14 protein-coding genes are annotated in these 21,153 nt (G+C 62.0%); 9 read left to right on the forward strand and 5 right to left on the reverse strand.

Annotation, left to right across the window (positions count from 1 at the left end):
- Positions 1–6 precede the first annotated feature (6 nt).
- The 3 genes from sufD to HMPREF2879_RS08165 all read right to left on the reverse strand — a co-directional run bounded on the left by sufD (position 7) and on the right by HMPREF2879_RS08165 (position 3,790).
- Positions 7–1,281: a Fe-S cluster assembly protein SufD gene (gene sufD, locus HMPREF2879_RS08155; protein ID WP_049342816.1), complete on the reverse strand. Its 1,275-nt coding sequence runs from the start codon at positions 1,279–1,281 to the stop codon at positions 7–9.
- A complete protein-coding gene (gene sufB / locus HMPREF2879_RS08160) occupies positions 1,281–2,738 on the reverse strand; it encodes a Fe-S cluster assembly protein SufB (protein WP_070635243.1) in 1,458 nt (485 codons plus the stop codon). Before sufB ends, sufD begins: the two co-directional genes overlap by 1 nt.
- A 197-nt stretch (positions 2,739–2,935) precedes the next feature.
- Positions 2,936–3,790 carry a helix-turn-helix transcriptional regulator gene (locus HMPREF2879_RS08165; protein ID WP_070635245.1) on the reverse strand — a complete coding sequence of 285 codons (855 nt, stop codon included), beginning with the start codon at positions 3,788–3,790 and terminating at the stop codon, positions 2,936–2,938.
- A 177-nt stretch (positions 3,791–3,967) separates the two neighbouring features.
- Between HMPREF2879_RS08165 and HMPREF2879_RS08170 the strand changes: the two genes are divergently transcribed.
- The 9 genes from HMPREF2879_RS08170 (at position 3,968) to HMPREF2879_RS08210 (ending at position 14,851) form a co-directional block, all read left to right on the forward strand.
- A complete protein-coding gene (locus HMPREF2879_RS08170) occupies positions 3,968–5,101 on the forward strand; it encodes an ABC transporter ATP-binding protein (protein WP_049356997.1) in 1,134 nt (377 codons plus the stop codon).
- Positions 5,098–6,048, forward strand: coding sequence for an ABC transporter permease (locus HMPREF2879_RS08175; protein WP_049353109.1), 951 nt, complete (start codon positions 5,098–5,100; stop codon positions 6,046–6,048). Before HMPREF2879_RS08170 ends, HMPREF2879_RS08175 begins: the two co-directional genes overlap by 4 nt.
- Positions 6,049–6,750: 702 nt before the next feature.
- Positions 6,751–8,853, forward strand: coding sequence for a transketolase (gene tkt, locus HMPREF2879_RS08180; RefSeq protein WP_070635247.1), 2,103 nt, complete (start codon positions 6,751–6,753; stop codon positions 8,851–8,853).
- Positions 8,854–9,024: 171 nt separating this feature from the next.
- Positions 9,025–10,125 carry a transaldolase gene (tal, locus tag HMPREF2879_RS08185; protein WP_070506337.1) on the forward strand — a complete coding sequence of 367 codons (1,101 nt, stop codon included), beginning with the start codon at positions 9,025–9,027 and terminating at the stop codon, positions 10,123–10,125.
- A 393-nt stretch (positions 10,126–10,518) separates the two neighbouring features.
- Positions 10,519–12,066, forward strand: a complete 1,548-nt coding sequence (gene zwf, locus HMPREF2879_RS08190) for a glucose-6-phosphate dehydrogenase (RefSeq protein WP_070635249.1) — start codon at positions 10,519–10,521, stop codon at positions 12,064–12,066.
- Positions 12,063–13,049, forward strand: coding sequence for a glucose-6-phosphate dehydrogenase assembly protein OpcA (locus HMPREF2879_RS08195; protein WP_070635251.1), 987 nt, complete (start codon positions 12,063–12,065; stop codon positions 13,047–13,049). Before zwf ends, HMPREF2879_RS08195 begins: the two co-directional genes overlap by 4 nt.
- The gene (locus HMPREF2879_RS08200; RefSeq protein WP_049357007.1) at positions 13,042–14,133 is read left to right on the forward strand and encodes a 6-phosphogluconolactonase; all 1,092 of its coding nucleotides are present in this window, start codon (positions 13,042–13,044) and stop codon (positions 14,131–14,133) included. The genes HMPREF2879_RS08195 and HMPREF2879_RS08200 overlap by 8 nt, the downstream gene beginning before the upstream one ends.
- Positions 14,134–14,262: 129 nt before the next feature.
- Positions 14,263–14,514: a toxin HicA gene (locus tag HMPREF2879_RS08205; protein ID WP_049337750.1), complete on the forward strand. Its 252-nt coding sequence runs from the start codon at positions 14,263–14,265 to the stop codon at positions 14,512–14,514.
- Positions 14,507–14,851, forward strand: a complete 345-nt coding sequence (locus HMPREF2879_RS08210) for a type II toxin-antitoxin system HicB family antitoxin (RefSeq protein WP_070635253.1) — start codon at positions 14,507–14,509, stop codon at positions 14,849–14,851. Before HMPREF2879_RS08205 ends, HMPREF2879_RS08210 begins: the two co-directional genes overlap by 8 nt.
- Before the next feature lie 159 nt (positions 14,852–15,010).
- Here the strand turns inward: HMPREF2879_RS08210 and HMPREF2879_RS08215 are convergent, their stop codons facing one another.
- Positions 15,011–17,629 carry a hypothetical protein gene (locus HMPREF2879_RS08215; RefSeq protein WP_070635255.1) on the reverse strand — a complete coding sequence of 873 codons (2,619 nt, stop codon included), beginning with the start codon at positions 17,627–17,629 and terminating at the stop codon, positions 15,011–15,013.
- 504 nt (positions 17,630–18,133) lie between these two features.
- On the reverse strand, positions 18,134–21,097 hold the full coding sequence (locus HMPREF2879_RS08220) for an endonuclease (protein ID WP_070635257.1): 2,964 nt from the start codon (positions 21,095–21,097) through the stop codon (positions 18,134–18,136).
- Positions 21,098–21,153: the final 56 nt, after the last annotated feature.

The following is a 21,153-nucleotide window of genomic DNA, read 5'->3' on the forward strand; positions in this document are numbered from 1 at the left end:
TAAAGCTTAGTTGTTGCTGAGTGCGAGCTCTGCCTCAAGGGCCTCGGTGAGCTGCTCTTCAAGTTCGGGAACGCGAATCTGCTGAATGACCTCGTTCAGGAAGCCGCGCACCACCAGACGGCGGGCCTCAGCCTCCGGAATACCGCGAGCCTGCAGGTACCACAGGTGCTGCTCATCGAGCTGGCCGGTGGTGGATGCGTGACCGGCGCCCTCAATCAGGCCGGTCTCAATCTCCAGGTTCGGCACGGAGTCGGCGCGGGGGCCAATTTCCAGCAGCAGGTTACGGTTCAGCTCGTAGGTGTCGGTGCCTTCAGCGTCCTTACCAATCAGAACGTCGCCAACCCACACCGAGTGTGCACCCTTACCCTGCAGCGCGCCCTTGTAGGTCACGCGGGACTTGCAGTTGGGCACGGAGTGGTCCACGAACAGACGGGACTCAATGTGCTGGCCGGCATCCACGAAGTACAGGCCGTACATTTCGGTCTCGGCGCCGGGAGCGGTGAACTTGGTCGAGGGGGTCACGCGCACCAGGTCGCCACCGAGGGAAACCACCACGTGCTTGAAGCGGGAGTTGCGGCCCAGCTTAGCGTACTGTGCGGAGGTGTGGATGGCGTCGTCAGCCCACTGCTGGACGGACACGACGTTCAGCTCGGCCTCGTCGTCCACCACGAACTCGATGTTCTGTGCGAGCACGGTGGAGCCGGTGTGGCGGATGACCACGACGGCCTTCGAGAAGGGCTTAGCCTCAATCACGATGTGCTGGGCGGCGGGCTCGTTGCCGGTGCCGTCGATATCAATCTCGACGTGCTCGGACAGCTCGGCCTCGGCGGGGATGGTCACCACGGTTGCCTCGGAGAAGCTGGACCAGGCGTTAGCCGCCACGCGATCCTCGGGAACACCGGCGGAGCCGATGCGCTCGTCCTCGCGGGAGACGGTCTCAACCTTGACCTGCTCGGGTGCGGTCACCTTCGGTGCCGGTGCGGTGCCGGTCAGCTTCTCCAGGTGCAGGCCACCCAGACGCTTCAGCGGGGTGAAGCGCCAATCCTCTTCACGGCCGGTCAGCGGAGCGAAGTCCTCCACGTTGTAGGAGGTCTTACGCTCGGCGCGGGATGCCTCCAGCACCTTCTGGATGTTGTTCGGGTTGGAGCCCTGGTGGTGTGCCTCGGTGGCACGGTACAGGGTGTCATCGTGGGCGAACTCGGTGGCGAGCTTCTCGCCCTCCTGGTCCATACCGGGGATGATCGGGGAGTGGTAACCCAGAGTTTCTTCGTTGGTCGGCATTAGCCCACAGATCCTTCCATCTGAAGTTCGATCAGGCGGTTCAGTTCGAGTGCGTACTCCATCGGCAGCTCGCGGGCAATAGGCTCAACGAAGCCGCGAACAATCATCGCCATTGCTTCTTCTTCGCTCAGGCCACGCTGCATCAGGTAGAACAGCTGGTCTTCAGAGACGCGGGAAACCGTCGCCTCGTGACCCATGGTCACATCGTCCTCGCGCACGTCCACGTAGGGGTAGGTGTCAGAACGGGAGATGGTGTCCACCAGCAGGGCGTCACACACCACGGAGGACTTGGAGTGCTTAGCACCCTCGCGCACCTGAACCAGGCCACGATAAGCGCTACGGCCACCGTTACGGGCCACGGACTTCGACACAATGGTCGAGGAGGTGTTCGGTGCAATGTGAACCATCTTCGAACCGGTGTCCTGGTGCTGGCCCTCGCCAGCGAATGCGATGGACAGGGTCTCACCCTTGGCGTGCTCGCCGACCATGTAGACGGCGGGGTACTTCTGGGTGACCTTCGAACCGATGTTGCCGTCCACCCATTCCATGGTGGCACCCTCGTGCGCAACAGCGCGCTTGGTCACCAGGTTGTAGACGTTGTTCGACCAGTTCTGAATCGTGGTGTAGCGAACGCGGGCGTTCTTCTTCAGCACGATCTCAACCACTGCGGAGTGCAGGGAGTCGGACTTGTAGATGGGGGCGGTGCAGCCCTCGATGTAGTGAACGTAGGAGCCCTCGTCAGCGATGATCAGGGTGCGCTCGAACTGGCCCATGTTCTCGGTGTTAATACGGAAGTACGCCTGCAGCGGAATCTCAACGTGAACTCCCGGGGGAACGTACACGAAGGAACCACCGGACCACACGGCGGTGTTCAGCGCGGAGAACTTATTGTCACCAATCGGGATGATGGAGCCGAAGTACTCCTTGAACAGCTCGGGGTACTCGCGCAGACCGGTGTCGGTGTCGACGAAAATCACGCCCTGCTTCTCCAGGTCCTCGCGAATCTGGTGGTACACGACCTCGGACTCGTACTGTGCGGCCACACCCGCGACGAGGGAGTTACGCTCCGCCTCGGGAATGCCCAGACGCTCGTAGGTGGTGCGGATGTCCTCGGGCAGTTCCTCCCAAGAGGTCGCCTGACCCTCGGTCGAACGCACGAAGTACTTGATGTTGTCGAAGTCAATTTCGGAAAGATCCGCGCCCCAGGTGGGCATGGGCTTACGCTCGAAGAACTTCAGCGCCTTCAGACGCATGTCCAGCATCCACTGGGGTTCGTTCTTCTTTGCAGAGATGTCGCGCACGACGTTCTCGTCCAGGCCGCGCTTTGCTACCTGGCCTGCTTCGTCGGAGTCTGCCCAACCGTACTCGTAGTTGCCAATGCCCTCGAGTTCGGGGTTCATCTCCAGGATCTCTGAAATGACGGTGTCGTTGGCGTTCTGCCCAACTTTCTCAGTCATTACGGCCTTTCTTCGATGGTTATTACATTTCTCGCCGCCACCTGCCGGTTGCAGGCGCGGTAGTTGAGGGGGCTGATGCCGCACTCAACCACAATGCGTGATGCGGTGTACGTGGTGTGGTTGCGGGCGGGTTTCAGCGTGCGGGTCGCACCCTTGAGGGGGGCATCGGGGTGCGCCGCTGCGTACTGCGGTAAGCGTTACGCGGAAGGTTCTTCTGCGTTCTTCTCGCTCTCGGCGGTGATACGGTTCAGGGGCACGTGCGTGGTACACACGTGAGCGCCCGAAGCCATGGTTGAAAGCCTACGGACATCAACGCCGAGCAGGTCAGAAATAATCCCGGTTTCCTGCTCGCAGAACACTTGGAAGTCTCCAGCAAGGTCGCGCACCGGGCAGTGACCCTGACAGAGCTGAATACTTGCCAGAAAATGCTCGGGAACAGTTCGTCCTGCAGGAGGCGCGGTGACCTGAGCGGTCGCCACGAAACCGTCCTTACTCATTGCCTCTGCGAGCGCCTGCGCTCTGGCTGCCACATCGTCACCGGCGGCTTCTACGACGGGTCGGTAGCGGGCTTCCATTTCTGCGGCGCGGGCGGAGGCGAAAGCTTCGAGGGCTTCCTGACCAACCGTGTCGCGGAGCATTTGCAGGGCATTGCGGGCAATGATTAGGTAGTCGTTGCCGAGGCGTTCGTGGCCCTGGGGGGCGATCACGTAGCGGCGGGCGGGTCGTCCAGCTCCGGCGCCGTGCTTTTTGATGGGTGCGACCTCGATCATGTTGTTGGATTCGAGGGCGTCGAGGTGGCGGCGTACCGCTGCGGGGGTGAGGCTGAGGAGCTCACCGAGGGTTGCTGCGGATACGGGGCCGTTATTGAGGACTTCACGCAGGACGCGGTCCCTGGTGCGTTCTTCTGCCTCGGCTTTGCGCTTGGATGTGCGTGCCGCGGAGGACTTTGTACTGGAAGCACCAGTAGAGCCCGATGCGGCGGTTCGGGTGCCGTTTCGGGTCTGCGCCTCGTTCGTTGAGGCGCGCTGAGGGGTCTTATTCACGGAATACACAAGTAAAGTATGTCCTAATTAGTTTTTCTTTGGCTAGTTAGGTACCCCTACTTGCTAACTTTTCTACCTTAAAGTGAACTTTTGAGTCGTAACGAGCGTGCCTTAGACGTGAGTTAGGGCATAAGATGAAGGGGGCACACACACGCTCATCATCGAAAAAATCGAAAGTGACTGTCTATGGAGACCACCACCGCGGGCCAGCAGGACCACCCTGGGCGTGCATCCGCCGTACCAACGGCACACACTGAGCACCACACGGAGCCCAGCGCCTCACCCACCGCACGACGACGCATCGTCACCGAAGAACCGGCGCTCACCATTAAAGACCTCATCAAAGAGTTCAAACCCTCACGCGCCTTCCGCACCAAATACCCCGAACGGCTCACCGCCAGCGGGCTCTACCGCGCCGTCAACAAGGTCAACCTGCGCGTCTTCCCCGGTGAAGTGGTCGTCCTCCTCGGAGCCAACGGTGCCGGCAAAACCACGACCCTCGCCTGCGCCCAGGGCCTACTCAAACCCACCCGCGGTACCGTGCGCCTCCTTGGTGAAAACCCGCTGCAGGCGGACCCGGAGCTGCGCGCCAAGGTCGGCATTATGCTCCAGGACGGCGGCCTGCCCAACGCCATGCACCCCATTCCGCTACTCGAGCACATCTCGACCATGTACACCGACCCGTACCCGGTCGAAGAGCTCGCAGAACGCCTCGGCATTGATGCCTTCAACGGCACTACGATTCGCCGCCTCTCGGGTGGTCAGAAGCAGCGCGTCTCCCTCGCCGCCGCCCTCATCGGCCGCCCGGACGTGCTCTTCCTCGACGAGCCCTCCGCGGGCCTGGACCCGCAATCCCGCAACGTCGTCTTCGACATCATTCGTGAACAGCGTGAACTTGGCACCGCAATCGTGCTCACCACGCACCTGATTGATGACGCGCAGAAGCTCGCCGATTACGTCTACATCATTGAAAACGGCGCCACGGTTCAGGAAGGTACCGTCTCCGAGCTCATCGCCAGCGACGGCACGAACCGCCTGCAGTACACACTGGATGCACCCACCCCCACCCGTGAGCAACTGCTGCCCGCACATCTGCGTGCCGGTGTGGAGCTCATCGAGAAGGTGCCCTACACCCCGGCTCGTGACGGCGCACCCTCCGTGCCCGGCGCGTATGAGCTGGTCGGCGCACTACGCCCCGAGCACCTGGCGGCGTTCACCTCAGCGCTCGCCGAACGTTACCTCATGCCGATTTCTCTCACCATGGAACCGAAGACTCTTGAGGATGTCTTCCTCGACATTTCAGGACGTGATATCCGATGAGCAACACCGCACGCACTAACAACAACCGGGCGGCCAACAACCGGGCAACAGAAAACCAAGTAAAAGAAAAGCCTGCAGAAGAGAGCCGAGCGGAAGGGAACCGAATGGAAGAACGCGCCGCGAACACCCGTTCCGCCGTAGACACCCGCCCCAAGGTCTCTTCTATTGACGAAGATGAGGAGTACATTCCCCCGCGCGCGAACTACCCGCTCGTGCGCGTAATCGAGCAGGGCCGCTACGAGACGATGGCGATGCTCCGCAACGGCGAGCAGCTGATGCTCAACATTATTTTTCCCGTCATGGCACTCATTGCGTTGCGGTTTACCGGCCTGATTGATGAGTACGCGAACTCGGTCGGGGTCTCCCGCATGGACGCGGCGGTCCCCGGCGTTCTGGCGCTCTGCGTGATTTCTACGGCGCTGTCCGGCCAGGGCATTGCCACCGGTTTTGATCGCCGCTACGGCGTGCTGCGGTTCCTGGCGACCACTCCCCTGGGCCGTAACGGCCTGATTATGGGCAAGTGCATTGCGGTGCTGGTGGTCGTGGCGATTCAGTTCACCCTGGTGGCGGTTCTGGGGTACGGCCTGGGGTGGCGCCCGGACGCTATCGCCGTCTCCCGCTCCATCATCACGATGATCATGGGTGCTGGCGCATTTACGGCGCTGGGCCTGCTCATTGCCGGTACGGTGCGCGCGGAGGCGACCCTCGCCATCGTGAATATTGCCTGGGTCATTCTTGCCGGTGCCGGCGGCGTGGTGTTCCCGTTGAAGTCCTTCCCCGACTGGTACGCCGGAATTGTGGCGTGGTCGCCCTCGGCGGCTCTGGGTGATGCGTTGCGCGGTAACTTCATTCAGCATCAGTGGCTTGCCGACCCGCACTGGGTCCTCATTGTGTGGACCGTGGTCATTGGGTTTGTTGCCTCACGTAAGTTCAAGTGGTCCGACTAGAGGCAGCACAAATACAGACAGTGCAAGCGCAGACAGTGCAAGAGCAGACAGAGCTTCTTCTCATCGCAAATTAAAAGACGGGCGCCGGATATGTTCCGATCATATCCGGCGCCCATACATATAACACAAACCTTTAGTCTCAACCACGCACAAAGTGCACGGTCCGAGACTAAAAGAAAGCACCCTCCTCCAGAACCTTTTATCTCACCACCACAGTAAGATAATCAACGGTTCTTACGCGGAGGAGGGGCTTCAATCACCGAGATGCAGACCGACCCAACCACTGTTTCGGTCTACAACCTTCCTGCTCAACCTTAACATGAGCTTCACCACTTACACAAAAATTGTTACGTTACTGAACAATATTCAGCGCATAGCTCAGAAACACAGCTCAAACGTGCACCGCGAAATCCGCGGAGCCCGCGTTGTAGCGTCGCTTTTTTCTCCATCTCAGCCCCGTATCACCCTGTGAATGTCTGCATTCACACACCGGATACTTCCGCCCAGTGAACTATCCTGTTAAAACGAAAGGGTCGAAACAAACCTCCAGGCTCCCCGCACCTACCGGGTACTTACCAAGGCACCTACCCGGGTACCTACCGGCGCGGGAATAAGCGCCCCCGAAGGCACGTTACACCCGATGAACAGCGCGCTAGCACACGCCTGCTGGCGCATCCACTCACGTTGTGAAAGGACACCCACGTGGCAGAGAACTTCCAGTGGACAGAAACCGACCAGCGCGCCGTAGATACCGCACGTATCCTCGCCGCAGACGCCGTAGAAAAGGTCGGATCCGGCCACCCCGGCACCGCAATGAGCCTGGCGCCGGTCGCCTACCTGCTCTTCCAGAAGGTCATGAACCAGGATCCCTCCGACGACCGCTGGGAAGGTCGTGACCGCTTCATCCTCTCCCCCGGCCACACCTCCCTCACCCTGTACACTCAGCTGTTCCTCGGCGGCTACGGCCTGGAAATGAAGGACCTAGAAGCCCTGCGCACCTGGGGTGCCCTCACCCCCGGCCACCCCGAATACAAGCACACCAAGGGCGTAGAAATCACCACCGGCCCGCTCGGCCAGGGCCTGGCATCCGCCGTTGGCTTCGCCTACGCACAGCGCCGTATGCGCGGTATGTTCGACCCCGAAGCAGCGCCGGGCACCTCCCCCTTCGACCACCACGTCTACGTCATCGCCTCCGAGGGTGACGTGCAGGAGGGCGTGACCGCCGAGGCGTGCGCGCTCGCAGGTCACCAGGAGCTCGGCAACCTGATTGTCGTCTGGGACCGCAACCACATCTCCATTGAGGAAGACACCGACGTCGCCTTCACCGAGGACGTGGCCAAGCGCTACGAGTCCTACGGTTGGGACGTTCAGCGCGTGGATTGGACCCGCACCGGCGAGTACGTCGAGGACGTCGCCGAGCTGTACGCCGCCATCGAGCGCGCGAAGGCCGTCACGGACAAGCCCTCGTTCATCGAGCTGCGCACCATCATCGGCTACCCCGCACCGCACAAGCAGAACACCGGCGCAGTGCACGGCTCCAAGCTCGGTGCTGAAGAGGTCGCCGCAACCAAGGAGGTGCTCGGCTTCGACCCCGCCAAGAGCTTCTTCATCGAGGAGAACGTGCTGGCACACACCCGTCAGCTCGTTGAGCGCGGTGCTGCGGCACACAAGGCATGGGACGAGAAGTTCGAGGCCTGGGCCAAGGCTAACCCCGAGCGCGCCGAACTGTACAAGCGCCTCGTCGCAGGCGAACTGCCCGCAGACTACAAGGCTGCCTTCCCTGTGTTCGAGGCTGGCACCTCCGTGGCAACCCGCGCGGCGTCCGGCACCGTCATCAACGCTATCGCTGACACATTCCCCGAACTGTGGGGCGGCTCCGCTGACCTCGCCGGCTCGAACCTGACCACCATCAAGGGTGCAGAGTCCTTCAACCCGGCATCGCACAGCACCGAAGACTGGACCGCGAACCCCTACGGTCGCGTGCTGCACTTCGGTATTCGTGAGCAGGCTGCCGCAGCCATCGTCAACGGCATCGTGCTCTCCTCCCCGACCCGCGCGTTCTCGGGCACCTTCTTCGTGTTCTCCGACTACCAGCGTCCGGCTGTTCGTCTCTCCGCGCTGATGGGCGTTCCCGCACTGTACGTGTGGACCCACGACTCCATTGGTGTGGGCGAGGACGGCCCCACCCACCAGCCGATCGAGCACCTCTCCTCTCTGCGCGCTATCCCCGGCTTCGACGTGGTTCGCCCCGCGGACGCTAACGAAACCGCCGTCGCATGGCGCACCATCCTGGAGAAGTCCGACCGCCCCGCAGGTATCGTGCTCTCCCGTCAGAACCTGCCCGTCTGGGCTCGTGAAGACGTGCACGCAGACGCTGAGGGTGAGAAGTTCGCTTCCGCTGAGGGCACCGCACGCGGCGGCTACATCATGGCTGACACCGAGGGCACCCCGGACGTCATCCTGATCGCTACCGGCTCCGAGGTTGAGCTCGCTGTTCAGGCTCGCGCAACCCTCGCAGAGCAGGGCATCGCGGCTCGCGTGGTCTCCATGCCCTCGCGTGAGTGGTTCGCTGAGCAGGACGCAGAGTACCGCGAGTCGGTTCTGCCCTCCTCGGTTGTAGCCCGCGTCTCCGTCGAGGCTGGCCTGGCGATGAGCTGGTACGACCTGCTCGGCACCGCCGGCCGCGCCGTATCCATCGAGCACTTCGGTGCATCCGCCGATGCGAAGACCCTGTACCGCGAATTCGGTATCACTGCGGAGGCTGTCGTGGCCGCCGCTAAGGATTCCATCGACGCCGCTAAGTAGGCAGTAACAACGCCGCGGTAACTGCCGCGCACACTGCGCTCCCCCTGTACGGGTGGGGTGCGGACGCAACGGGTAGGCTCCGGCTGACCGCTCAGCCGGAGCCTCCCGCCGCCCAGAAGATTTCACTGATATCTCAAATTTCAATTTCGACAAAGAATCGAAGGTTTTCACATGTCTGAGTCCACTCAGAAGCTTTCCGACGCCGGCGTCTCCATCTGGCTTGACGACCTCTCCCGTGAGCGTCTGACCAGCGGCAACCTCGCCGAACTCATCAAGACCCACAACGTCGTCGGTGTGACCACCAACCCCACCATCTTCGCTGGCGCGCTCTCCAAGGGCGCCGCATACGCCGAGCAGATGCGTGAACTTGCCGCCGCCGGCGCAAGCGTTGAAGAGGCAGTCTTCGCCGCAACCTGCGACGACGTGCGCGCAGCCTGCGACGTGTTTGCACCCGTTTACAAGGCATCCAACGGTTTTGACGGCCGCGTCTCCATCGAGGTTGACCCCCGCCTGGCACGCGACGCCGAAGGCACCGCCAAGATGGCACGTGAACTCTACGAGCGCGTGGGCCGCGAAAACGTCATGATTAAGATCCCCGCAACCCAGGAAGGCCTGCGCCCCATCGCGGAAACCCTGGCTGCTGGCATCAGCGTGAACGTGACTCTGATCTTCTCCCTGACCCGCTACCGCGAGGTCATCAACGCCTACATGCTCGGCCTGGAGCAGGCGCTGGAGAACGGTAAGGACCTGTCCACCATCCACTCGGTCGCATCCTTCTTCGTCTCCCGCGTAGACACCGAAATCGATGCACGCCTCGAAGCTGCCGGCGGCGACGCTGTGCAGCTCAAGGGCAAGGCAGGCCTGGCAAACGCACGCCTCGCCTACGAGGTGTTCGAGGAAATGTTCTCCTCCGAGCGTTGGGCACGCCTGCAGGCACACGGCGCAAACGTACAGCGCCCGCTGTGGGCATCCACCGGTGTGAAGGACCCCTCGCTGCCGGACACCCTGTACGTCACCGGCCTGGTCGCACCCAACACCGTGAACACCATGCCCGAGGCAACCCTGAACGCTGTTGCCGATCACGGCGAGGTTACCGGCAACACCATCGTGCCGAACTACTCCGAGTCCAACAACGTTCTGGACGCTATCTCCGTTCACGTCTCCTACCCGGAGGTCGTGGAAAAGCTCGAGGTTGAGGGCCTGTCCAAGTTCGACGTCTCCTGGGAAGAGCTGCTGCAGACCGTCCGCGAAGCACTCGAGCAGGCTAAGTAAAACCAGGCGACACAGCCGAATCTACAGCTGCTGAAATTCGGAAGCCACTGAAGTTCAGCAGCCGCTGAAATATAGCGCATGACCAATGCGTTCCCGGTGTGCACCACCCGACGCACACCAACCGATATGCACGCCCAACATATTGTGGGCACAGCACCAATCCGCCGGGATTCTCGTAGAGATTCTGACCGGGATTTTCGCCAGGGTTCCCGCAGGGCTTCACCGCCCGGGGCGTCCCAGGGAATCTCGGCGAATTAGGGTGCCACTGAGACAATCCCGTCAAAACCGGTACAATACAGGGTACACACCTTCCAGAATGCGGCATCGCCTCCGCGCGACAAGGTACGAACCGCGCGCCGCACGAACCAACCAAGGCAATCAAAGGAATATATTGTGACTATCGGTCATGAAGCGAACCCCCTCAGGGACACTCGCGACCGCCGCATTACCCGCATTGCGGGGCCGTCCGCGCTCGTCTTCTTTGGCGTAACCGGTGACCTGGCCCGCAAGAAGCTGCTTCCGGCAGTGTATGACCTCATGAACCGCGGTTTGCTCCCCCCGAGCTTCGGCCTTGTCGGCTTCGGCCGCCGCCCCTGGAGCGATGACGATTTCCGCTCCTACGTACGCGAATCCGTTGAAGCACACGCCCGTACCCCCTTCCGCGAAGACGTATGGAACCAGTTCCAGCAGGGCATGCGATTCGTCGTAGGTGCCTTTGACGACGACGCAGCCTATGAACAGCTCAAGAGCACCCTCGCCGAACTCGACGAGCGTGGCGCTCACGGCAACCACGCCTTCTACTTGTCGATTCCCCCGAAGGCATTCGAGCAGGTCCTCACCAAGCTCGCCGAACACGACCTCGCATCCCGCGATAACGACACCATCAACCCCGTCGACGGTTGGCGCCGCGTGGTCATTGAGAAGCCCTTCGGTCACAACCTTGAAAGCGCACGCGAACTGAACTCCATCGTGGAGGCAGTCTTCCCGCCCGACGCCGTGTTCCGAATCGACCACTACCTGGGCAAGGAAACCGTTCAGAATATCCTGGCGATGCGTTTCTCCAACCAGATGTTCGAACCCCTCTGGAACTCCCACTACGTGGATCACGTCCAGATCACCATGGCAGAAGACATCGGCATCGGCTCCCGCGCAGGCTACTACGACGGCGTGGGTGCGGCCCGCGACGTCATCCAGAACCACCTGCTGCAGCTGCTCGCCCTCACCGCCATGGAAGAACCCCTCAGCCTCGATGCTAAGCACCTGCGCGCCGAGAAGGCGAAGGTCCTCGAAGCAGTCCGCATCGACGACCTGCCGAACTCCTTCGCGCTCGGCCAGTACGCCGCAGGCTACCAGGGCGGCGAGCACGTCAACGGCTTCTTCGACGAAAACGACATCCCCGCAGACTCCCGCACCGAAACCTTTGCAGCGCTGAAGGTGTCCATCGCAAACCGCCGCTGGGAAGGCACCCCCTTCTACCTGCGCGCCGGCAAGCGCCTGGGCCGCCGAGTTACCGAAATCGCCGTGGTCTTCAAGAAGTCCTCCGACCGTCTCTTCGGCGAAAGCGAAAACCAGCAGGCAGGCCAGAACGCCGTCGTTATTCGTGTGCAGCCCGATGAGGGTATGACCATCCGCTTCGCAGCGAAGGTCCCCGGCACCCAGATGGAAATCCGCGACGTCAACATGGACTTCGGCTACGGCCATTCCTTCACCGAAGAGTCCCCCGAAGCCTACGAACGCCTCATCCTGGACGTTCTGCTCGGCGAACCGCCGCTGTTCCCCCGCCACGAAGAAGTTGAGCTCTCCTGGAAGATTCTCGACCCCTTCGAAGAGTACTGGGAAGAAAACCGCATTAAGCCTGAACCCTACGAGTCCGGTTCGTGGGGTCCGCGTTCAGCACACGAGATGCTTGAGCGTGACAACCGCGCTTGGAGGCGCCCGTGATCTCGCACCTGCATAACACCACCGTTTCCGCCATCAACAAGGAACTGAGCAACCTGGCTGCAGCCAACGGTAGCCTCAGCAGCGGACGAGTACTCACCCTCGTTGTCCTCGCGGAAAAGGGCCACTCCCGCGAAGCGATGCGCGCCGCAATTCGTGCCTCCCACGAACACCCGAGCCGCATTATCATGCACATCTCCCACGACCCGCTCGACCCTGACCAGCTGGATGCAGAAATCCACCTGGGCGGCGACACCGGTGCATCCGAGATGATTGTTCTGCGCGGCTGGGGTAGCGCATCTCGCCCGACCGAAGCACTGATCTCCGGTCTGCTGCTGCCGGACTCCCCGATTGTGGTCTGGTGGCCGCACTCGGTGCCCGAGAACCCGGCACAGCACTCCATCGGTCGTATCGCGCAGCGTCGCATTACCGACTCTGCACGCGCCGACGACCCGAAGGAAGCACTGCGCAAGCTCACCGACGTATTCCGTGCAGGCGACACCGACCTGGCGTGGACCCGCCTCACCCTGTGGCGCACCCAGCTGGCAGCGCTCATGGAGCAGATGCCTTCCTCCCCCGTACGCCGCGTGGTTGTGTGGGGTTCGGGCAAGTCCCCGTCCGTGGTACTGCTCGGTACGTGGCTCGGCTGGAAGCTTGAAGCGCCCGTACACCTCGCCACCATTGGTGCGGCAAACCGCGGCCTGTACCGCGTCAGCATTGAGCGTGAAGACGGTTCCGTGACGATGTTCCGCCCCGGCATTTCCGTGGCAACCATCTCCACCCCGTACGCACCCGACCAGCAGATTGCGCTGCCGGTGCGTACCCTCGCCGAGTGCATCTCTGAGGAGTTGCGCCGCCTCGACCCGGACGACACCTACGGTGACGTGCTGAAACAGGCGCTGTGCACCGTCACCCTCGTCGATGACACCTGCCAGCCTGAAGACATGCTGGATCTCGAAGAATACCCGGAGGTTTTCGATGCCTAAGATTCAGAACATGGGCGCATCCACCCCCACCCTGGTGGCGCACCCGACCCGCGAGGCTCTCGCAGCGGACGCGGTGACTCGCATCCTCGACATCATTGAGCATGTGCTCTCTGAGCGCACCATCGCCCACATTTCGCTGACCGGCGGCACGATGGGTATCGCCACCTTGAAGGCGTGGGCTGAGAACGAGCGCGTGAAGGATATCGACTGGTCCCGCGTGCACTTCTGGTTCTCCGATGAGCGTTACGTGCCCGAACGCAGCCCCGAACGTAATGACGGCCAGGCTATTGAGGCACTGCTCGCTCCCCTGCTCTCGCACGGCCTGGTTGTGGGCAATGTGCACCGCATGGGCCCGTCCGATATTTTCACCGGCCTTGAGGCTGCCGCAGAGCACTACGCCTTTGAGATGCGCGACTACGCCGGTTCCGCACCGGCTGTGAGCGTGCAGATGCCCGAGGGCGCAACCGAACTGCCGCTGGCTGGCGGTCACGGTGGCGGCGCAGGTCACAAGCACGGCGGCTCCGGCGGCTGTGGTTGTGGTGGCGGCGGTTGCGGTTCTTCCGCACCCGAGCAGTCCATCGAAGAGACCACTTTGGAAGACTTCGACGCTGAGGCTGCTGAGCCCGCAGGTGGTTGCGGATGCGGCGGCGGAGGCTGCGGTGGTGGCGGTGGCCAGTGGCCCGCACCGGTCTTTGACATCACCCTGCTGGGCATGGGCCCGGATGGTCATATTGCTTCTCTGTTCCCGGGCCGTAAGCAGGTTCTGCTGGGTACCGGTCTGCCGGAGGATCCGGTTGAGGGCGGTAAGGCTGTGACCGTGATGGTGTCCGATTCGCCGAAGCCACCGGCTGAGCGTGTGTCGGTGACCCTCCCGATTATCAATAATTCGCGTCACGTGTTCTTCCTCATCACCGGTGAGGATAAGCAGGATGCGACCAGCCGCCTTCTGGCTGGCGCGAAGCTGGACGCTGAGGATCTGAACGCGGAGCTGCTGCTGGAGACCCCGGCGGTGGGTGCGCGCGGTAAGAAGCAGACCCTGATTTTTGCTACTGAGGAGTCGCTGGCTCCTGAGAACCGCCCGTAAGGTTCGGTTCTGAATCAGTTCTAACTGCATCAAGATTAAAGAGTGGAGCCCCGGATAGGTGACTATCCGGGGCTTTTCTCTATGGTTCTAAACCAGTCCGAAATGGTACTAGAAGTGGTACCATTAAGTATGCCGAGTATTGAAGATTTAGTCGCGAAGATGGCCGCCAGCCCTCAAAACGTTACTTTCACTCAACTTCAAAAGGTATGCACCCATTTCTTTGGAGCGCCGCGTATCCGCGGATCTCACCACTACTACAGCACGCCCTGGCATGGTGACCCTATTGTCAACATTCAACAGGGAAACTCTGGTAAAGCAAAGAAATACCAAGTCAAGCAGGTTCTAGCAGCCATTCGAAAACTGGAGAATAACGATGACTAACACTCTCCCCCGCCAAGAGCTTTACACCTATCGCGTCGAGTGGTCTGAAGACGACCAGGAATTTGTCGGAACCGTCGCCGAATTCCCCAGCCTCTCATACCTGGCCCCAACCTCTACCGAGGCATTCGCAGGTATTCGAGAAGTCGTCGCCGATACCCTCGAAATCCTTGAAGAAGACGGCCGCGAGGCACCCGAGCCGTTCTCCCTGCGTTCCTTCTCGGGACGATTCAACCTACGTGTTTCACCGCAATTGCATCGTCGTCTGGTTCAGCAGGCAGCGCTTTCTCACCAGAGCCTGAACCAGTACGTGAGCCAACAGCTCGAGGCAGTCGCCTAAGTAAACCAATACGTCTTCATCATCCAACGAAGATTCTAAAATGTTATGACATGACAAAAGGGTGGAGCCCCGGATAGTTTCGACTATCCGGGGCTCCACTCTTTGCTACGCTCGCCTACTGCCCGCCTACTGTTCAGCAGCGGCAGGATTCTGCGGTTTCTAATTCTTCAGCTGCTGTGCCTGCGGCTGGGCTTCCTCCGCTTCGCTCTCAAAGCCCACGTACAGTGCCGCCAGCGACGGAACCGTCGCCTCCAGCACTTGCTGCGCCTCCTCGGGGCTCGGGGTGAGCTTCGCGCCGGTCAGCTGCAGGTACTCGCGCACCGTCATGGGCTGCGCCCAGTCAAAGTGCTCACGCACGGCGGTGATGTTCGCGCCAGACTGCAGCACGTTAATGCCGTGGGCAAGACCAATATCCGTCACCTTCACGATGGCGTCGGTCTCCTCCGGGATGTCGTACGGGTCGCGGTTCTGCAGGTCCACGATGAACGGCAGCACGCCGCGGCTCTCAGCGCGCAAGGTGAACTTGGTGTGCACCTGGCTCACCTCATGCACCTCACCCACACCTACGGCGGGCACCACCATGAAGCCCGCCTGCAGGTCGTTCACCGCGGCCAGGGTGTGTGCCTCCCCGAAGCCGGAGTACAGCTGCACCACCGGCACGAGGTAGCACACCTCCGCCTTGAGCGCCTTGCGAGCCTCAATGTCGATGTACTCCCAGGCGCCTCCGGTACCGTCCGTAATGTCGCCGGAGTGGTGCGCGTAAATGGCGCCCTGGCTGTTCTTCACGGTCTGCGACCAGTAGCTGATCTTGTCCATGTAGTTGCCTTCGGCGTCGAACATCATCAGCGACAGGTCAATGTCCACGCCCTCATCCCAGAAGCAGAAGAGGCGAATCACGCCGGTGGGCGGCAGGTGCACCGTCGAGGTGTTGTAGCGGCCCATACCGTCCAGGGAGGGGCGGGCACTGCGTGTGTTCAGCGGCATGATTGTATCGCCCACCTCGTCGGGCAGGTAGATGGAAGTCTCGGCAAGACGGCCGGACAGGCCAATCTCGACCAGGCGCTCCAGCAGGTCCAGCACCGCCGGACTGTACTCGCGCGCCGGAATCATGGTGGCGATACCGGTCTTGGACAGGTTCATGCGCTGCGGGGCGGCAGGCTCAGCCTTCTGAGTGGAAGCCGCGGCACGCTGAGTGTTTCGCGGGCTCTCGGGGACAGAGGTGTGCGGGTTAGACAGGCCGGCGTTACGGTCGAAGAACGAGCCCAGCGGGTTCGGGATGCCCGCGTTCTGCATGAGGTTCTGAACTCTCGCGACACCTTCCGGGTTGCGGCGCGCATAGTCGGCGAGCTCCCGGTCCTCCTGCGCCGCCACCGGGTTGGCGGGGCGCTCCTTCGGCGGGTTCGCGAGCGCGTTGCGCTGCAGGGCCACCAGGTTGCGGATCTGCACCAGGATGGGCGCGGAAACGCGCGGCGCCACGGCGGCAAATGCGTCAAAGATGACCTGCTGGCCGGGACTCGGTGCGGTATCAATACCGTAGCGGGGCACCTCGAAAGCATCCAGGGCGCGCACCAGCTGGCGTGCAAACACGCCGGGACGGGTCGAGAGCAAACGTGCCACGTTCTGCGCATCCCGGGTTGCGTAGGCGCGGTCCACCAGCGATTCGAAGCTGTACACCTCGCTGCGGTACAGGTCGTCAGCCCAGCGGCTCAGCGCGGTCAGTGACGGGTAGTCGCCGGGGTGAATCGCCTTGACGAGGCGCTTGTACATTTCGGCGGCGGGTGCGCTGTCGTAGCGGGCACCAACCGGGTCAGTCTCCAGTACCCGGTTGAGCAGGTGCGCGATGCGGGTGCGTTCGCTACGGTGCAGCTTCAGGCGCGGCGCGATGCTCAGGCTCAGGTCCCCCACCGTGCCGTTGTAACGCAGGCGCGAGTAGGCGGCGGCGAGGGCGAGCGGCTCCTTCATGGTGCGCAGGTGCTCAGCGTCTTCGGGGTGCAAGCAGGCGGCGATGAACACGCGGTTTTCACGACTGGTGTTCTCCGGTCGGGCAACCGGCAGCGCGTCATGCTGGGCGAGGAAACGACGCAACGCCACAAGGTCGCGCTGGTCGGTCTGGTTGTACGCCTGCTGCTGACCGAGCAGCTGCTGGTAGAGGGCACCCGCCATGATCAGGGCGTTCTGCACGCCGCTGACCATCTGCAGGGGTCGGCGGTTGCGTTCCATGCTGGTGAAGTTGGAGCGGCTCATCGGCTGCTGCCACTCGTAGGGCACGTAGTTCTCGGGCAGGCCGCCAAGGATGCGCTCGGTGCCGTCCGGGTTGTAGTACGGGTTGGAGAGGTAGTGCATGATCTGCTCGGTGTAGCGCTGCTCGTCGGTGAGCGTCAGGGCGCGCAGATCAAAGTCGCGGCGGAATACGCGGCCGGGACGGTACCCGTATTCGTAGGACCAGATAGTCGCGAACAGGGCAAATTCGTTGGCGCTGGCGTTCAGCGCCTGGGCGAGGGACTCAGGGCTGAGGGTCAGACCGCAATTGCTCAGGACGGATACTCGCCCCAGGTCGGTGTCGAATGCGCCGGAGTGGTGCAGGTCGTTAATGCTCGAGTAGTTCGAGCGGTAGTAGGGGCCGTCCAGGTCGGTGAAGACGTACACGCCGTAGCGGCGCATCAGGATGAGGCGCACGAGGGGGCTGAGGCCCTCGGGCGCTTCGCCGTGAAGGTAGGCGGATTCGTTGAGGTAGGGTGATTCCTGCAGGTAGGGGGATGCGTCGTAGGGGGTAGTCACGGGTCGTCCTTTCCGTTGGTCTCACCCGACTGTCACCGTCGGTGGTGTGTCTATGTTCTTATCGTAGCGGCGTGGGCGCGGGTTGTCGCGGGGTTTGGTCATCGGTGACCTGCGGGGGTACATATTCGCGGGGTAACAGGCGGTTACGTATCGCGGAGCCTGGGCGGCACTTATCCGTTGCTTGTTGATCGGTCGCTTGCTGATCTGTTGGCCGCTTATCTGTCAGCCGCGTGGGAACTGGGTTAAAAGAAAAAATGGCGGGAAGCGAAGAATCCGATAAATATAGGAAAGATATTTCAGAAAGTAGGACTCTTCATGATCCGCCATTACCTATAGAGTACTCCCGCCCCGCGACGGTGGTCAAGCCGTTTCGTCACGGGGCGGTAACACGGGGCGGTGAGTGCGGTTGGGTGCACGAGGTTGGGTACACAGGGTTGCGCGCGTAGGGGTGCAGATACGGCGGCGCAGTTACGGGGTGCTCCCCTATGACTCCCCTACCGTGAGCTACCCTTCAGCGCCTACCGATGAGGTGCCCCCACCCGAGGTGTCCCCGCTCGAGGTTTCTCCACCCAGTAGCGCAAGCGCGGCCTCGCGGGCGGCAAGCGCCTCCTCAGTCACGCGCGGGGTCACCGCAGCCAGGGCGCGCAGTGCTTTCGCCAGCACCGTGGAGCCTTTCATTTTCGGCTCCAGGACGGCGGGGATCTCAACCGGCGTGCCGTACAGCTCGGCAAGCTCCACCGCCAGGCGCACATAGTCGCCGCCCTTAGTCAGCTCACCGACCATCGGCAACAGCAGGCGCAGAACCTGCAGCACACGCCAACCCGCCAGAACACCGATAGACGACACCTCACGCAGGGTCGCCACCAGGCGGTTAGGAAGAACCATCCCGTCCTCCAGAGCCCACTTCAGGGTCTCTGCGAAGGTGGATGCATCCAGCAGGCCCGCCTCAAAGAGCGCCGCAATGGCTTCTGCCGCCGCCAGACGGTACTCGGGGTTCTTCGCGCTCGCCACGTAACCGAGCAGAGTGCAGGTCGGGGCGCCCACCTGCACGGTGGACTCCCTCAGCGCGCGCATCAGCACGGGAACGGGGGTTACAGTCTTCTCCTCAACACACTGCGAAGCGGCGAACAGGAAGTATGCCGAGAGCAGGTCCGGGTTGTTCTGAAGCAGCCAGGAGGACCACTCGGTGAGTGCCGGGAGGAAGTCACCCAGCCAGCTGTCAACCCTGTCGAGATTCAGCAGATATACGAAGGGAATCAAGGCGGTGTTAAGAGCCTCGTAGGCTATGACCTCCTCGGGGCTCATGCCAGCGGTTGCGTGGCTCAGCGCCTCGCGCGCCTCATCTGCGGTATCCACGATGTCGCCCTTGACCTGCCACATGGGCTGGTACTTCACGAATTCCTCAACGTTAAAGTTTTCGAAGCCTGCCTCGCGGAGACGACCCGACCTGCTGGCCTCCTGGTATTCCCAGACCCGTTCATTGTCGAGACCACGGTTGAAGCCGCTCCAGGGCATATCCATGCCAGAAACAGTGCGATAAGTCCAGTCACTGTAGGTCAGCTGGCGGGCGGGTAGTGGTGCGCTCAGCAGGCGCACTGTACGACCATCCGTGTGGTACTCTCCCCCGGCGGCGACGGCACGCATCTGCTCGCGGAAGATCTCGTAGAGGTCACGGTAACCCTTCAACGGCTTGTAGTCAGCATTCCAGAGATGGTGTTTATTCTGAATAGTCAGACGTATCATCTCTTCCTTGCCCAGGAGCGCGTTACTCGGGCGGGCTCGTGCAACCATCTCACTACGGTCGGAATACTGCAGGAGCGGCGTCAGCTCGGGTAGCTCCCACGACTCGTATCCCGCGGCCTCGGCGTTAGCTTCCAACACGGCGCAGAGCGCAGGCATGTACGCGACGTTGTTGTAGTAATATTCGCTGGCGATCTTGCGCAGGGTACGAAGCTGCTGCTGATCCGCCGGCGCCAGCTTGTCGGTCGCGGCAAAGTGGTAGAGACGTGCCAGGTTCTCTCCTCGGGTGCTGGGAGATTCGTCCCCGGTAATTCGACCCGAGGTGGTGTTCGACTCTTCCGTAATGAGGGTGCAGAACTCTTCCAAATTTGCGATGGATGCGACGGGTTCTCGGTGCTCAACGCCGGGCAACAGCACCGGCGGTACCTCTATGGAAGCGCCCGCCGCCTCCGCCGCCTCCGCCTGGGGCAGGCGGTCTTCGGGCAGGCAGGCTTCCGCGGCACCGCGCAGTTCCAGGGGTAGCACCTCGTAGGCTTCGAGGACGCGATCAGCAATATAGTTGGCGAGCGCCACCTGCTCGGCGGTTTGCGCCTTCTTACGCTTGGCTTTGCTCACGCCGGCGTACTGGGTGGCGATGAGCTTGAGCAGGCGCAGGGCACCGCGCTGAATCTTCTTTTCGGTGCGGTAGAGGTTCGCGCCGAGTGCGTCGATGAGCTGTTCCAGGTCGACCTGTTCGAGGGGCTGCAGGTCGGGGGTCTTCTGCAGGGCGGCGGGTGCGCAGGCTTTGAGCACGTTCTGCAGCATGGTCTGGGCGAATCCGACGGAGGCGCTGGGCTCTGCGGTGAGGACAGCCATGAGCTGCCCGAAGCGTGCCCGGTTTTCTGCGTCGGTGGGCTGCAAATCGGTGTAGACGGAGTGGAACGCAGCCGAGTTGAATGCGCTGAAATCGCTGGTCAGGCCGCGTAGCAGGGCGTCCAGAATCTCGTCGCGGATGTCGAAGTATTCGCCCATGAGGCGGCAGAGTTCCGCGCTTTCACCCATGTAGTTGCCGTAGCCCTTGAAGAGCACCCCTTCGGTGCGGAAGACCGCCCAGAATTCCTGGTCGAGCAGGGTCATGTCACGGGTGAAGAAGGTTTTGAGCTGGGCGTGATTACTGGCGCTGCCCTTCTTCACGCAGGGCAGGGCCTCGTGCAGGAAAAGAACCAGGTATTCAGGGGCATCGCAGCTCAGGTTGCGGGCGCGAAGCAGCATGTAGCAGGTTTCCCAAATTTTCTTCGAGCGCGCCCAAGAGTTCGGCAGGCCCTCAATAAAACGCAGAATCCACTCATCAGGGCGTTCGGTGGCGCCGAGCAGGAACGCGTCAATCAGCTGCTGATCCGGGCGCCCCTCCCAGAGCAGGGTGCGCATGGCGCGACCAGCGGAACGGTGGTATTCCCACGGGTCACCGTCGGGGGTGCGCACGAGCGCCCCGGCAACGTAGGCGGCAAGCGGGGTGCGGTTAATGTGGTCGCTACCGATCACGCTCCTGGGGGTGAGGGTTCGGGCGAGGGAGGCGCGCTCCTCCTCGGTGGCGCCGGTGATGACGGCATGGTATTCCTGCACGTCAGTTGATTCTGCCGCCATAAGGGCTTTGAGGGCGGCACGGCGCTCTTCGAGGGTGCGCTCACCGGCGTTATGCTCACCGGCGCTGCGCTCGTTAGGGTTATGCGGCTGGGCGGTATCAGTCATCGGTACCTGCTTTCAGAGTTGATGGTGAATGGTTGCAAAGAGTTGAATGGAGGGTT

The organism is Rothia sp. HMSC069C04 (assembly GCF_001812895.1).
In the GTDB taxonomy this organism is placed as follows: Bacteria; Actinomycetota; Actinomycetes; order Actinomycetales; family Micrococcaceae; genus Rothia.

What these genes read in the sequence shown, in the direction of transcription:
- sufD (WP_049342816.1), bottom strand. Translation starts at nt 1,281, where the DNA reads ATGCCGACCAACGAAGAAACTCTGGGTTACCACTCCCCGATCATCCCC.
- sufB (WP_070635243.1), bottom strand. Translation starts at nt 2,738, where the DNA reads ATGACTGAGAAAGTTGGGCAGAACGCCAACGACACCGTCATTTCAGAG.
- HMPREF2879_RS08170 (WP_049356997.1), top strand. Translation starts at nt 3,968, where the DNA reads ATGGAGACCACCACCGCGGGCCAGCAGGACCACCCTGGGCGTGCATCC.
- HMPREF2879_RS08175 (WP_049353109.1), top strand. Translation starts at nt 5,098, where the DNA reads ATGAGCAACACCGCACGCACTAACAACAACCGGGCGGCCAACAACCGG.
- tal (WP_070506337.1), top strand. Translation starts at nt 9,025, where the DNA reads ATGTCTGAGTCCACTCAGAAGCTTTCCGACGCCGGCGTCTCCATCTGG.
- HMPREF2879_RS08200 (WP_049357007.1), top strand. Translation starts at nt 13,042, where the DNA reads ATGCCTAAGATTCAGAACATGGGCGCATCCACCCCCACCCTGGTGGCG.
- HMPREF2879_RS08205 (WP_049337750.1), top strand. Translation starts at nt 14,263, where the DNA reads ATGCCGAGTATTGAAGATTTAGTCGCGAAGATGGCCGCCAGCCCTCAA.
- HMPREF2879_RS08210 (WP_070635253.1), top strand. Translation starts at nt 14,507, where the DNA reads ATGACTAACACTCTCCCCCGCCAAGAGCTTTACACCTATCGCGTCGAG.
- HMPREF2879_RS08220 (WP_070635257.1), bottom strand. Translation starts at nt 21,097, where the DNA reads ATGACTGATACCGCCCAGCCGCATAACCCTAACGAGCGCAGCGCCGGT.